The following is a 13,826-nucleotide window of genomic DNA, read 5'->3' on the forward strand; positions in this document are numbered from 1 at the left end:
GTCAGGGTCTACCCGAAATCGTTCTGGCGCACCGAAAACCCGAGAAGATCTGGCGCCTGATCGGGTGGTCCCAGTTGCGGAACGTCCCGCGACAGGCAACGCTGTCGGTCCCGAACGATCCCCCTCGCAACACCTTGTAGTCGCCGCCGAAGAACACCTCCGAATACTCCCGATACGGGAAGGCCCGGAACCCCGGATACGGATGGAAACCCGAAGACGTCCACTCCCACACGTCGCCGATCAACTGCTCGACACCCGCTGCCGACGCCCCGGCCGGGTAGGAGCCGACGCCGGCGGGACCAAGATGGCGTTGACCGAGATTAGCGAGATTCTCGTCTGCGGGGACGTCCCCCCAGGGGAACCGTCGTGATCTTCCGGATTCCGGATCCCACCGCGCCGCCTTCTCCCATTCCGCCTCGGTGGGAAGCCGTTTGCCTGCCCAGTTGGCGTAGGCCTCGGCCTCGTAGAAGCTCACGTGCACTACCGGCTTGTCCGGTGGAACCGGAGCTTCGACGCCGAAAGTCTCGTGCCACCAACCCGAACTGTCGCGTTCCCAGAACAGGGGTGCACGAAGTTTCGCATCGACACGATGCCGCCAACCGTCGCGAGACCACAGTTCCGGGCGGGAATACCCACCGTCCTCTATGAATTCGACGAACTGCCCGTTGGTGACCGGAAATCTGTCGATCGCGAAGTCGGTGAGATATACCTGATGTGCGGTGCGCTCGTTGTCGAGTGCCCACGGTTCGTCGTCGGTTCCCATGATGAAGGGGCCGGCGGGAATCGTGATCTCGTCGAGTTCCGGCATGCGAGCCGCTTGCGGAGCGGGTGTCGCAACGAGTGCCGTTGGCCCCGAACGTAATTGGTGTGTCGCAAGCATGGTCTCGGCGTGTTGCTGTTCGTGCTGCGCGATCATCCCGAAGGCAAAACCGTCCATGTCGAGTTCTGTGCGCCCGAACGTGCTGGCTTCGAGCACATCCCAGACCTTCCCGCGAACAGTACGTACGTATTCGCGCGCCTCGGCCGGGTTGAGCAGGGGAAGTGTGGGTCTCGACGATCTCGAATGCTTGAAAGCGTCGTACAACTCGTCTATGTCGCTACGCACCGGATCGCGGCCACCGACGTCGCGCACCAGCCAGAGTTCCTCTTGATTGCCGATATGCGCCAGGTCCCACACGAGTGGACTCATCAACGGGGAATGCTGAGCGATCAATTCGGTATCGTCAACGCAGTCGGTGAGCAGCGTCGACCGCTCACGCGCCCGCAGAAGCACGGCCTCGACCGCTTCCTTGGTGACCTCCTCCGTCATGTGGTGCTCTCACCGGGCACGATGGCGCGACAACACCGTTCGGCAGCGGCATCGAGAAGGCGGACGAACTGCGGCTCCGGCGCATACGAGGCGGCAAGCGACATCAGAGATGTTGCCGCCGAACGTAGTTCGACGTCATCCAAGCCGTACTCCGCCGCGTCTCGCCACCGCCCGGCCGTTGACGCTGCAGCATCGCTCGCCTCACGCATCACAGCGGGCCCGGACAGTAACGCGTCGACCGCTGCTATCGGCACTCGCCACAGATCTCCCGGTTGTGCGTCGATGTAGCGAACCTCCAGGTGGCCGACAGCGCGAACCGGCGGGAACAGCGTGGACAGGTGATAGTCCAAGTCCGCCCAGACCGGGCGACGTCCGATCTCGGCATCCAATGCGCCGTCGATCCAGTCTCCGAAGGTGGCACCCCGCGGAGCCGTCCAATCGTCGCCCTCGTTCCTCACGCACATCAGCGGAACGTCGAGCGCCCAGCCTGCGTAGTCCTGCGCTTCCGGGACTGCACTTGTTCGCCATGAATCGAGTTCGAGCCACGTCCGCATGCGTTGGGAGGCCCAATCTCCTCTCGGAACCCCTTGCAGGCGCGGAGAACACGCAAACGCAGCGATGAGGGCCGGGCCCATGTCCCCGAGAAGTCGCCAACGCTGGGCGATGGACTCAGGACTGCTGCCGGCATCGACACTGACCTGTACTGCTGCGGTATTGCACATCATCAACGTGCCGTACGGGCCTATCCCGGCGAAGCGGGATTCCATTGCGCAGTAACGCGGCAGCCGGAGAATGCGGGAGGGTGGGCGGGCGACGTCGGCCGCGGCCGCATTGATTTCTATGGAGTACGACGCGAGGAGCGTTTCGAGAGTCCGACGGTCTTCGTCGAGACAGTCACACAGTTCGCGGGCGGACGTGCGCGGAGCTGAGGAGAGTTCGATCTGTCCGCCAGGTTCTACGGTGACGAGGCTGCCGCGTGGAAGCGGCGCCGCCGGTGAATCCGGGTCGATACTGGTGGGTGCGTGTCGCCCGAGTGCCTTTGCCAGAGTCGCGGCTGACGGCCGCTCTCCGCCGGGAACCTGGCTGGTCAGCCACTCGAGCTCAGCTCCGACCAAACGGGGTGGCCCCTGTTTGAAGCACACACCACCGACGTAGGCCTCGGCCGCAGGACGTGAATCCACCTGCGTGGTCTGTGCTGCTGTCAACGCTGCTGTCACCATTCGACTTCCCCTTCGGGCGGTCTTCGCGGTCGTTACCGACGATAGAACGCCAACGTCCGAGATGCACCCTTTGTGGTGTTACGTGTCGTTGAATTTCTTCAGTCGTATCCACCGGTACCCACAACCGGCGAGAACCACACCTGCCCCGGAAACAACCGCGATCCACGGAAGTGTGACCACCAGAACGACACAACCAGCCGCGCCGACGGCCTGCAACCACTTCGGATACAACCGGTCCACACCGCGTTGGCTGTACGCACTCACGTTCGCGACGAAGTAGTAGAGCAGCACTCCGAACGCCGAAAAGCCGATCACCCCACGAAGATCGGTTGTCGAGACCAAGACGATCACAACGGCACCGACCACAAGTTCAGCATGGTGGGGGACCCCGAACCGCGGATGGACGGCAGCGAGCGAAACGGGCAGATCGCGCTCGCGGGCCATGGCCATCGCCGTGCGGCTCACTCCGGCTATCAAAGCCAGCAGCGCCCCCGCCGACGCCGCCGCGGCACCGATCACCACTACGGGAACGGCCCAGTTCCACCCGGCTGCGCCCACTGCATCGGCGAGGGGCCGCGCCGAATTCGCCAGCCGATCAGGTCCCAGTGTCACCAGCAGTACCACCGCTACCAGTGCATAGAGGACAACCGCGACGGTGAGTGCAATCAGAATCGCCCGCGGAATCGTGCGGCGTGGATCGCGCACTTCCTCCCCCAGCGTCGCGATCCTGGCGTAACCGGCGAAGGCGAAGAACAGCAGTCCCGCCGATTGCAGAATCCCGTACCACGACCCGAACGCGAGATCCGGGAGCTCGCGCACCGCACCAGGGCCGACGACGGCAACCACCAGCGCTACACACAGTGCTGCCGTCGACACGGCGACGATCACCCTGGCCATGTGCGCCGTCCGTGTCACCCCGCGGTAGTTGACCGCAACCAGCGCCGCTACTACCAGCACCGCAACGGGAACACGCCAGGACGCCGGAACAACGTACGTCGCGAAGGTGAGAGCCATTGCCGCGCAACTCGCGGTCTTCCCGATCACGAACGACCAGCCGGCGGCAAACCCCCACCAGGGTCCAAGCCGCTCACGTCCGTAGACGTAGGTCCCACCTGACGTGGGGTATCTGGCTGCAAGCTGGGCCGACGACGTCGCGTTGCAGTAGGCGATGAACGCTGCGATCGCCAAGCCCACAAGCAAACCGGTACCGGCTACTGCGGCAGCAGGCGCGAACACCACGAAGACTCCGGCGCCGATCATCGCGCCGAGGCCGATAACTACGGCATCGGCCGTGCCCAGCCTTCGCTCCATCGGGACAGCTTCGTTCACAGGTAGTTTGAACCACACCGACATGAACGGAAGGTGCCATGTTCGATCTCGACACGATCCGCCGCGACACTCCTGGATGCCTGGACAAGGTGTTCCTCGACAGTGCAGGGTCCTCGCTCCCGCCCGAGCCGGTGCTGACCACGATGATCGAGCACCTGCGACGTGAAGCCGACGTCGGCGGATACGTCGCAGCTGCTCGTCAGAGCGGCGCCCTGGCCGCTGTTCCGCATTCGCTGGCCCGGGTCATCGGCGCTCAGGCAACCGATATCGCGTTGACGGACAGCGCAACCCGCGCGTGGAACGACTTCTTCGCCGCCGTTCCGCTCGGACCTGGCGATCGAATCCTCATCAGCGGAGTCGAATACGCGAGCAACGCCATCGCCGCTCTGGGTCGGGCGCGCTCCACCGGCGCCGGAGTCGAGATCATCCCGAGCGATCAAGACGGACGCATCGACCTCGACGCACTCGAGGCCATGCTCGACGATCGGGTTCGTCTCGTCTCCGTCGTACACGTCCCCACCAACGGCGGCCTGATCAACCCGGTCCGTGAGGTCGTCGAACTCGCCAGGGCCCACGGCTCTCTCGTTCTGCTCGACGCGTGCCAGTCCGTCGGCCAATTGCCCATCGACGTCGGCGAACTCGGCGTCGACGCACTCAGTGCCACCGGGCGCAAATGGCTTCGCGGGCCACGCGGGACCGGATTCCTGTACGTCCGCCCCGGACTCGTCGACGCGCTCGAACCCGCTGCGATGGACCTGCACGGAGCTGAATGGACCGGCGGGGACAGCTACGTCCCTGCGCCGGACGCAACACGATTCGAGCTCTGGGAAACGAGTGTCGCTGCGCGCCTGGGTCTCGGCGTCGCCGCCGATTATCTGCTCTCGATCGGCACCGACACGGCGTGGGCGCAGATCGAATCCCGAGCCGGCGCACTGAGGCAAGGTCTGGCCGCGATTCCCGGAGTCGAAGTCCGCGATCGAGGAACTCAGCTGAGCGGCATCGTCTCCTTCACCGTCGACGGCGTTTCCGAGCACCTCGTGCGGGATCAGCTTGCAGCACAGAACATCACCGTCACCGTCAGCGGTCGCGGCTCCACGCTCCTCGACATGGATGCCCGCGGGCTCGACGCCGTGGTTCGCGCATCGCCGCACTACTTCGTCGACGAATCGGACCTGGACGCATTTCTGGGAGCAGTCAGGAGACTGCAAACCTCCCGTTGACCGGGACCATGCCTGATCTGCGGAAGTCGAAACTGCAACTGTGGGGTGATCAGCAGTTTCGCCTTCCGAGAGGACTATTCGCATGGCCGACCCCACCGTCAGACCGATCTCCGCTGCCGACATCACCACCTGGGACTACGAGGCCGACGTCGTCGTCGCGGGATACGGCATCGCCGGCGTCACTGCTGCGATCGAAGCAGCGCGAGCCGGCGCCGAGGTTCTCGTCCTGGAGCGAACGGGCGGTTGGGGCGGAGCCGCGTCACTGGCGGGTGGATTCATCTACCTGGGCGGTGGAACGCCGCTACAGAAGGCGTGTGGGTTCGAGGATTCGGTCCAGAACATGAAGACGTTCATGAAGGCAGCGCTCGGACCCGGAACCGACGACGCAAAGATCGATGCCTACTGCGAGGGCAGCGTCGATCATTACAACTGGCTCGTCGACGCCGGCGTCCCGTTCAAGGAATCGTTCTGGGGTCAGCCCGGCTGGGAACCACCGTACGACGACGGCCTCATGTACTCGGGCGGTGAGAACGCTGCGCCGTTCAACGCGCTCGTCGATCCCGCGCCCCGCGGACACGTCCCGCAGATGACCGAGAAGAAGACCGGCGAGCAGGGCGGCGGCTACATGCTGATGAAGCCACTCGTCGAGACGGCCGAAAAGCTCGGTGTCCGAGCAGAATACGACCTGCGCGTCCAGACTCTGGTGGTCGACGGTGATCGGGTTGTCGGAGTACTCGCCAAGCGTTACGGCAAAGACGTCGCGATTCGTGCCCGCAAGGGTGTCGTGCTGGCGATGGGCAGCTTCGCGTACAACAACGAGATGGTGCGCTCGAACGCACCGCGCATCTTCGGCCACCCGGCGGCTTCCATCGAGGCTCACGACGGCCGCGCAATCCAGATCGGTCAGGCTCTCGGCGCCGACACCGCACACATGGACGCCACGGAGGTCGCGTTCTTCTGCGACCCACAATTGATGGTGCGCGGCATTCTTGTCAACGGCCGCGGTCAGCGATACATCCCCGAGGACACCTACCCGGGCCGCATCGGACAGGCAACACTGTTCCAGCAGGACAACCAGGCATTCCTCGTGATCGACGAAGCTGCGTACGAGGAAGGCATGAATGCCGAATCGTCCAGTGCGCAGTTGCGGGCGCAACCGACCTGGGTAGCGGAAACCGTCGAGGAACTCGAAGCCGAAATGGGGCTTCCCGCCGGATCGCTGCAATCGACCGTCGACCTCTACAACCGGCACGCGACTGAAGGGTCGGACCCAGTGCTGGGGAAGAAGCCGGAGTGGGTCAAGCCGATCGTCGGACCGTTCGCAGCGATCGATCTACGCGGCCGCACAGGCGGATTCACGCTCGGCGGGTTGAAGACCACCGTCGACTCCGAGGTTCTGCACGTCTCGGGTGCGCAGATCCCCGGGCTCTTCGCGGCAGGCCGTTGCACGTCTGGTGTCTGCGCAGGTGGCTACGCCAGCGGAACCAGCCTCGGCGACGGCAGCTTCTTCGGACGTCGTGCCGGAATCAGCGCGGCGCGTTAGGTCACCACAACCCGCACGCCGTCGGCAAAGCGGTACGGCTGAGTCTGCAGGACTGCGCCGAGGTGTTTCCTCAGTCTGGACACCTCGGCGCGCACTGCCACGACGTGCTCGCGATCGCCGAAGAGCACTTCGCTGAGGCCTGCGGCATCCACGCCCGCCGAACCGACGGCTGCCAGGGCCCGCAAGATCTGAGCGTGACGCGGCGAAAGCGCGCGCGTCCAGTTGGCATCACCACGCACCGTCACCTGCGGCGATGCACCGAGGGACAGCTCCAGTTCGATCACCGGTCCGCCGACGCCGGTGCGCAACAGCCAGCCGTCCCCGAGCGGCTCAGGCAGACACATCCCCAGACCGGGCACGATGACGGGCTTGCCCGCACTCGGTGCCGCCACGCGGTCTGGTGCGGCAATTCCGCTGGCGCCTGCCACCCAGCCGAACTCGTCCACCACCAGCGCCGGACCCGTCCCGGCCGCGAACAGCGGCGCCGCCCGCGAGCGCAGGCGCTCGAGCGTAGCCGCGTGCTCGCGCCACAGCGTCGCCTCCGCGAGGCGAACCGCGGTTCGGACCAACGCGACAGTGGTGGGATGCACCGAGGCTGCGGACCCACTGATGTCCACCACTCCCAGAATCTCGCCGGTCCGCGGATCATGAACCGGTGAGCCGGTGCACGACCAATTGTGATGCGTCGGCGCATAGTGCTCGGCCGAGAAGAGTTGCACCGCAGAATCTTCGATCAGCGCGGTGCCTATTGCATTGGTACCCACCGATTGCTCCGACCAGCGCGCGCCTTCGGCGAACCCGAGAGCGTCCGCCGCACGTTTGACGGTCTTCGCCCCTTCGCGCCAGAGCAGCACACCGTCGGCGTCGGCAACGACCACGATGAAGCCCGCGTCCTCGGCGACCTCGGTGAGCGTGGTTCGCAGTTCCGGCAGAACGCTGCGCAGCGCGGTACGCGCACGCCTCGACTCCAACTCGGAGAAGTCGGCGACAGCAGACGCACCGCAGTGATCCGGCGTGAGCCCGCCCGCGGCCACTCTCGACCACGATCGCGCCACGACGGTCCGCGGCTGCGCCGGTGGTTCCTGCCCGGAGAGAACTGCGTCGTGCACCCGACTGAGTAGGCGGGCATGCTGCGACAGGTCGGTACCCGGCACGACGGCACCGAGCCGACTGCCTTCGGGAGCGTTCCCCACGGTGGTCACTCCGTCAGGCTACCGCTTTCGATGTGACGCGAACCACGTCCACACGGCCAGGTCCCCACCACCTGCGATTAGCGGCGGGGAGCAAACTCCGGTAACGTATCCAAAGTTGTCTCGGCGAGGGTGAATCGCAGCAGTTCCACACGTTGCAGGTTTACCGTGATCGACGCGGCTACGGCTCAGCTCGAGCGTTTCGCTCCTGGCCGTGTGCGCGCCTGTCTCACTTGTCGCAGGCAAAACCACACGTCAGTAACCGAGCACGAACCCCGTGAGTTGTAGGAGCCGTTTCATCATGTCTGAAGAAAACAACCTCGTCGCCGTCGTCCGCACCGAATTCGGCAAGGGCGCAGCTCGCCGCGCACGTCGCGACGGCCAGGTCCCCACGGTTCTCTACGGCCACGGCGAAGATCCCCGCCACCTCAACGTGCCGGCACGCGACTTCGCCGCCATCCTCCGCGCACACGGCACCAACGCCATCCTCACCCTCGACATCGAGGGCACGGAGCAGGTTGCACTGACCAAGTCGGTCGTCGTGCACCCCATCCGCAACTACATCGAGCACGCTGACCTCCTCGTCATCAAGAAGGGCGAGAAGGTCACGATCGACGTGAACGTCATCGTCGTCGGTGACGCTGCTGCTGGCACCATGGTCGCGCAGGACGCATCCACGATCTCCATCGAGGCCGACGCGCTTCACATCCCCGAGCAGATCGAGGTTTCGGTCGAGGGTCTCGAGATCGGTACCCAGATCCTGGCAAGCCAGCTCGAACTGCCCAAGGGTTCGACCCTGCAGGCTGACGCCGACACCCTGATCGTCAACGTCGTTGCTGCACCCACCGAGGCAGACCTCGAAGAGGGCGCAGAAGCTCCCGCCGCCGACGAGGCTGCAGAAGAGGCCTGATCCTCTCGGTTCCTACAGAACTCACTGCGCGCGGCGCGTCATTCCGATTCGGAGTGACGCGCCGTTCGCGCGTAGCAGGAAAAAAGAACAAGCCAGAAAGTAGCGACCGTTGAGCACAGATACCGCACTCGTCATCGGCTTGGGTAATCCCGGCCCGCAGTACGAGAAGACTCGGCACAACGTCGGCTTCATGGTCGCCGGCACCCTTGCCGGGCGCATGGGCGGAAAGTTCAACGTACACAAGAAGAGTGGCGCCGAAATCGTCGAAGGTCGTCTCGCCGGCCGACGCGTGATTCTCGGAAAACCACGCTCGTACATGAATCTCTCGGGTGGCGCTGTCGCCGGTCTCGCGCGGTTCTTCTCGGTCGACGCGGCGAACATCATCGTCGTCCATGACGAACTGGATCTCGATTTCGGGACAATCCGACTCAAACTCGGCGGCGGCGAAGGCGGCCACAACGGCCTGCGGTCCATTTCGAGTTCGTTGACCACCAAGGACTACCTGCGCACGCGCGTCGGGATCGGTCGCCCGCCGGGCCGTATGGACCCGGCGGACTACGTTCTCAAGCCGTTCTCGTCCACGGAGCGAAAAGAACTCGATCTCGTGTGCGAAGAGGCCGCGGATGCCGTGGAACTACTGCTCGAACTCGGCCTGGAAGCCGCACAGAACCGCCTGCACTGACGGTCAGTTACCCAGCAGGGCAGCCGAATTGGCGCGTCGAAGCTTTCCCGACGACGTCTTCGGGATACTGCCGGGCCCCAGGACCGCAACGGCGCGAGGTCGGACACCGACGTCGGCAACCACGGCGTGGACCACTTCACGCTCGATACGCTTGACCTCTTCCGGATCCTCGAAAGCGTTGGTCTCGACGGCGACCGCAAAGCTCTCACGCTTCTGGCCGGCATCGAGACGGATTGCGACGGCATTTCCGGGACGCACACCGGCAACACTTCCGGCCGCTCGCTCGATGTCGGTCGGATACACGTTCCGGCCGCCCATGATGATGACGTCCTTGACTCGCCCGCACACCACGACCAGGCCTTCTTCGGTGAAATAGCCGACGTCACCGGTATCGAGCCAACCGTCGGCGTCCTGCGCCGGCTTGTGTCCGTCGACTGTGACATACCCCGGAGTGACTGCCTTGCCGCGAACCTCGATGATTCCGACGCCTCGGGCCGGGAGCACCTGGCCGTCACGATCGACGATGCGACCCTCGAGGTCAGGCACCATCTTTCCGAGTGTGGCGAGGGCACGAGCGTTGGGACGATTGGACGGCACCGCCCGAGACATCGACTCGAGAAAGTCTGGATCGACGTAGTCGAGAACCTGGCCTTGATCGGGATCCGGAATCGACACGGCCAGGGTGGTTTCCGCCATTCCGTACACGGGGGCCAGAGCAGTCGGGTTCAACCCGAAACGCGCGCCCGCCTCGGCGAGGGCATCCATCGTGTCAGGATCCACCGGCTCGGCACCGTTCCACATGTATCGGACGCTGGACAGATCGACTGCCCCGTCCTCTGCCTGTGCGAGTCGACGAGCCAAGAGGGAGTATGCGAAGTTCGGTGCGGCAGTGACAGTTCCGCCGTACTTGCCCATCAGTTCCGCCCACAGCACCGGGGTGCGGAGGAAGTCCATCGGCGTGATGCTGATGACCTCCGCGCCCACCTGCATCGGAACCGTCAAGAACCCGACCATGCCCATGTCGTGGAACAACGGAAGCCAGCTCACCATCACGTCGTCCTCGATGGAGAACTTGATGCGGTTGATCATCGCGTACGCATTTGTGTAGAAGTTCTCGTGCGTGATCTGGACGGCCTTGGGTGATCCGGTGGAACCGGACGTCAGCTGCTGGAGAGCGATATCCGATTCGGCCGTCTCCACAGGATCGATCGATGTTCCGCCACGAAGCTCGTCCACTGTCACGACGGTGATGCCACGCTCTTCGAGGAGCGGTTTGGCCGCGTCGAAGGGCGCACCCAGGATGACGGCTTTTGCCGAGATCATGTCGATCACCGTCTCGGTGTCCTGAGCCCAGACACCCAGATCCGTTCGGGGGGTCGGCTGATGCAGCATCGTCACCGACGCACCGCGCATCCACGTCGCCTGGCAGGCAGGTGCGATGTCGACGGGCTGTCCGGCGAGAATGCCGATCGCGACGCCGCGATCGATGCCGACGTCGGCCAGGCCGCCGGCCATGCGCCGAGCTTCCTGGTGGATGTCGCCCCAGGTCTGACGGAAAGCGTTGTCCGGCTCTCCCGTCACCAGGCCGCGGTCGGTGACTGCGGCGGTCGCATACATCTCTTCGGTGAACTTGCTCAACGCAACTCCTCGGTCAGTGCCACTCTTCGATCAGTGCAACTTTTCGCAGGACACAAATGGCTGTGTGTTCGAACACACACATACATGGATAATCAGCGATCGTTCGCCGAGTGTTACGCCGCAGTGGCTATTGCATTGTGGTCTGCGAGTATCCTTTCTCTGTTGTGCTGCCGCACTCTCCACCTGTCCGCGCACCGGCACGTCGCCGGCACCGACGCCCACTTCGAGAGGTTCTTCGTTGACTACCCCGTCCGACTCGACCGTCCCTACCGACTCGACTGTCCAGTCCGACATCGAAGGCCCCGAGTCCACCGAGAGCGGGTCGGTCGCGGTCACGACGACCACCAAGGGCTTGTCCGCAGAGGCGGAGCGTCGCCGCACCTTCGCCGTCATCTCGCATCCTGACGCCGGTAAGTCGACACTCACCGAAGCGCTCGCACTGCACGCGAAGAAGATCTCCGAGGCCGGCGCCGTTCACGGCAAAGCCGGCCGCAAGTCGACGGTCTCGGACTGGATGGAGATGGAGAAGGCCCGCGGCATTTCCGTCAGTTCCACCGCACTGCAGTTCAACTACCACTCCTCCGAGACGCCGGACGAGCAGATCAACGTCATCAACCTCGTCGACACCCCCGGTCACTCCGACTTCTCCGAGGACACGTATCGCGTCCTGACCGCCGTCGACGCAGCCGTCATGCTCATCGACGCTGCCAAGGGCCTCGAACCGCAGACGCTCAAGCTGTTCCAGGTATGCCGCCACCGCGGCATTCCGGTCATCACTGTCATCAACAAGTGGGACCGGCCCGGTCAGACTCCTCTCGAACTGCTCGACGAGATCAGCGAACGCATCGGCCTCACTCCCACTCCCCTGTACTGGCCCGTCGGCATCGCCGGCGACTTCCGCGGACTGCTGCGGCGCGGCGAAGACGGTGAGGCTCGCGAGTACGTCCGCTTCACCCGTACCGCAGGCGGCGCGAAGATCGCCCCCGAAGAGATCATGGACGCCGACGCGGCGCTCGCCAAGGAAGGCTCCGAGTGGGAGACCGCGGCCGAGGAGAGTGAGCTGCTCTCCGCTACCGGCCAGGACCACGATCAGGAGATGTTCCTCGCCGGTCAGACGTCCCCGGTGATCTTCGCGTCCGCGATGCTCAACTTCGGTGTCCGCCAGATCCTCGACACTCTCGTCGAATTGGCGCCGCCGCCGCGGGGCCGCGAAGACCTCAGCGGTAAGCCGCGCGAGGTCACCGATCCGTTCAGCGCGGTCGTCTTCAAGGTGCAGGCCGGTATGGACACCGCGCACCGTGACCGACTGGCATTCATGCGCATCGTCTCCGGCGTGTTCGAGCGCGGCATGGTCGTCACGCACGCCCAAACCGGCAAGCCATTCACGACCAAGTACGCCCAGACGGTATTCGGCCGTGAACGTTCCACCGTCGAATCCGCGTTCCCCGGCGATGTCGTCGGCCTCGTCAACGCCACCGCACTCGCACCCGGTCACACGCTGTACACCGAGAAGAAGGTGGAGTTCCCGCCGATTCCGTCGTTCGCGCCGGAACACTTCTCGATCCTGCGCGCCGAAAGCGCCGGCAAGTACAAGCAGTTCCGCCGTGCGGTCGACCAACTCGATTCCGAGGGCGTCGTCCAGATTCTTCGCAACGACATCCGCGGCGACGCCTCCCCCGTCATGGCGGCTGTCGGCCCGATGCAGTTCGAGGTTGTCGCAGCGCGCATGAAGGCCGAGTTCAACGTCGAGGCCAAGATGGAACCGCTCGGCTACGCATTGGCTCGCCGTACCGACGCCGCGTCCGAGGTCGAACTGAACCGTCAGCGCGGTGTGGAGGTCTTCACCCGATCCGACGGCGTCCTGCTCGCCCTGGTCAGTGACAAGTGGCGACTGCAGTACATCCAGAAGGAACTCCCGGATCTGACGCTCGAACCCCTCGTCGCTGCTGCGGACTGATGAGCCTGATCGAGGCGCTGTTCGACGCCGAACTGCACATCGGCAGCGCCACGATTCTCTGGCGAGAGATCATCGGAAACGCGTTCGGAATAGGCTCCGCGATCGCGGGCGCGCGACGCTCGGTATGGGCGTGGCCTGTCGGTATAGCCGGAAATGCCTTGTTGTTCACGGTGTTCATGGGCGCGCTTTTCCACACGCCGCAAGAGCTCAATCTCTACGGCCAGGCCGGCCGTCAGTTGTTGTTCGTCACCGTCAGCATCTACGGATGGACCCAGTGGCGACGTGGGGCACGCGACTCCGGTCGCGCAGTCCTGCCCCACTGGGCGACAGCCCGCGAGCGCATCGCCATGATCGCCGTCATGGCAAGCGGCACAATCGCTTTCGCCTGGATCTTCGACCTTCTCGGCTCGTACGGAGCGTGGGCGGAGGCCTGGATCTTCACTGGCTCCATCCTCGCGACGTACGGCATGGCACGCGGCTGGACCGAGTTCTGGCTCATCTGGATCGGCGTCGACGCCGTTGGTGTTCCCCTTCTCTTCCGAGCCGGCTACTACCCTTCGGCGATCCTCTATCTGGTCTACGCATTCTTCGTATTGTGGGGCTTCGCAATGTGGCTGCGCATTCAACGCCGAACTCCACAAGGGGTGTGACCATAAACGAACTCCTGGTATGTTTGCGTCGATTAAGCAAACCAGCGGTCTGTTTACGGGCATCAGGAGCGAAACAATGGAAGACAAGAATTCCCACGGAATAGCGGGCCCCAACGGTTCCGGCAACGGATCGAGAGCCAGTGGTTCCGCGAGTAATGGTTCTGCGAGCAACCTTTCC

The 13,826-nt window shown here is 64.4% G+C and carries 11 protein-coding genes; 6 read left to right on the forward strand and 5 right to left on the reverse strand.

Annotated features, from left to right (window positions below; genetic code table 11):
• Position 1: 1 nt before the first annotated feature.
• The 3 genes from egtB to DBV08_RS08435 all read right to left on the reverse strand — a co-directional run bounded on the left by egtB (position 2) and on the right by DBV08_RS08435 (position 3,882).
• The gene (gene egtB, locus DBV08_RS08425) at positions 2-1,309 is read right to left on the reverse strand and encodes an ergothioneine biosynthesis protein EgtB (protein WP_124567118.1); all 1,308 of its coding nucleotides are present in this window, start codon (positions 1,307-1,309) and stop codon (positions 2-4) included.
• Positions 1,306-2,529, reverse strand: a complete 1,224-nt coding sequence (egtA, locus tag DBV08_RS08430; RefSeq protein ID WP_124567119.1) for an ergothioneine biosynthesis glutamate--cysteine ligase EgtA — start codon at positions 2,527-2,529, stop codon at positions 1,306-1,308. The genes egtB and egtA overlap by 4 nt, the downstream gene beginning before the upstream one ends.
• Before the next feature lie 78 nt (positions 2,530-2,607).
• On the reverse strand, positions 2,608-3,882 hold the full coding sequence (locus DBV08_RS08435) for an APC family permease (RefSeq protein WP_124567120.1): 1,275 nt from the start codon (positions 3,880-3,882) through the stop codon (positions 2,608-2,610).
• 14 nt (positions 3,883-3,896) lie between these two features.
• On the opposite strand from DBV08_RS08435, the gene DBV08_RS08440 reads away from it, so the two are divergent.
• Positions 3,897-5,078 (forward strand): aminotransferase class V-fold PLP-dependent enzyme, encoded by a 1,182-nt coding sequence (locus tag DBV08_RS08440; protein ID WP_124567121.1) that lies wholly within the window; start codon positions 3,897-3,899, stop codon positions 5,076-5,078.
• Between the two features lie 82 nt (positions 5,079-5,160).
• The gene (locus DBV08_RS08445; protein ID WP_124567122.1) at positions 5,161-6,621 is read left to right on the forward strand and encodes an FAD-dependent oxidoreductase; all 1,461 of its coding nucleotides are present in this window, start codon (positions 5,161-5,163) and stop codon (positions 6,619-6,621) included.
• Here DBV08_RS08445 and DBV08_RS08450 read toward each other — a convergent pair.
• Positions 6,618-7,823 carry a GAF domain-containing protein gene (locus DBV08_RS08450; RefSeq protein WP_260395390.1) on the reverse strand — a complete coding sequence of 402 codons (1,206 nt, stop codon included), beginning with the start codon at positions 7,821-7,823 and terminating at the stop codon, positions 6,618-6,620. The genes DBV08_RS08445 and DBV08_RS08450 overlap by 4 nt on opposite strands.
• Positions 7,824-8,112: 289 nt before the next feature.
• Between DBV08_RS08450 and DBV08_RS08460 the strand changes: the two genes are divergently transcribed.
• Together DBV08_RS08460 and pth are read left to right on the forward strand one after the other, a co-directional pair.
• Positions 8,113-8,721: a 50S ribosomal protein L25/general stress protein Ctc gene (locus DBV08_RS08460; protein WP_003946242.1), complete on the forward strand. Its 609-nt coding sequence runs from the start codon at positions 8,113-8,115 to the stop codon at positions 8,719-8,721.
• 109 nt (positions 8,722-8,830) lie between these two features.
• Positions 8,831-9,403: an aminoacyl-tRNA hydrolase gene (pth, locus tag DBV08_RS08465; RefSeq protein WP_003946229.1), complete on the forward strand. Its 573-nt coding sequence runs from the start codon at positions 8,831-8,833 to the stop codon at positions 9,401-9,403.
• A gap of 3 nt (positions 9,404-9,406) precedes the next feature.
• On the opposite strand, the gene DBV08_RS08470 is transcribed toward pth, so the two are convergent.
• A complete protein-coding gene (locus DBV08_RS08470; protein ID WP_124567123.1) occupies positions 9,407-11,041 on the reverse strand; it encodes a fatty acyl-AMP ligase in 1,635 nt (544 codons plus the stop codon).
• A 292-nt stretch (positions 11,042-11,333) separates the two neighbouring features.
• Here DBV08_RS08470 and DBV08_RS08475 point away from each other — a divergent pair, with 292 nt between their 5' ends.
• Positions 11,334-12,998 carry a peptide chain release factor 3 gene (locus DBV08_RS08475; RefSeq protein WP_397487015.1) on the forward strand — a complete coding sequence of 555 codons (1,665 nt, stop codon included), beginning with the start codon at positions 11,334-11,336 and terminating at the stop codon, positions 12,996-12,998.
• On the forward strand, positions 12,998-13,648 hold the full coding sequence (gene pnuC / locus DBV08_RS08480) for a nicotinamide riboside transporter PnuC (protein ID WP_124567125.1): 651 nt from the start codon (positions 12,998-13,000) through the stop codon (positions 13,646-13,648). Before DBV08_RS08475 ends, pnuC begins: the two co-directional genes overlap by 1 nt.
• The last annotated feature ends 178 nt before the right edge of the window (positions 13,649-13,826 follow it).

It is taken from the genome of Rhodococcus sp. KBW08, from assembly GCF_003852455.1.
Classification (GTDB): Bacteria; Actinomycetota; Actinomycetes; order Mycobacteriales; family Mycobacteriaceae; genus Rhodococcus_F; species Rhodococcus_F baikonurensis.

What these genes read in the sequence shown, in the direction of transcription:
- DBV08_RS08445 (WP_124567122.1), top strand. Translation starts at nt 5,161, where the DNA reads ATGGCCGACCCCACCGTCAGACCGATCTCCGCTGCCGACATCACCACC.
- pnuC (WP_124567125.1), top strand. Translation starts at nt 12,998, where the DNA reads ATGAGCCTGATCGAGGCGCTGTTCGACGCCGAACTGCACATCGGCAGC.
- DBV08_RS08435 (WP_124567120.1), bottom strand. Translation starts at nt 3,882, where the DNA reads ATGTCGGTGTGGTTCAAACTACCTGTGAACGAAGCTGTCCCGATGGAG.
- DBV08_RS08460 (WP_003946242.1), top strand. Translation starts at nt 8,113, where the DNA reads ATGTCTGAAGAAAACAACCTCGTCGCCGTCGTCCGCACCGAATTCGGC.
- egtA (WP_124567119.1), bottom strand. Translation starts at nt 2,529, where the DNA reads ATGGTGACAGCAGCGTTGACAGCAGCACAGACCACGCAGGTGGATTCA.
- DBV08_RS08440 (WP_124567121.1), top strand. Translation starts at nt 3,897, where the DNA reads ATGTTCGATCTCGACACGATCCGCCGCGACACTCCTGGATGCCTGGAC.
- egtB (WP_124567118.1), bottom strand. Translation starts at nt 1,309, where the DNA reads ATGACGGAGGAGGTCACCAAGGAAGCGGTCGAGGCCGTGCTTCTGCGG.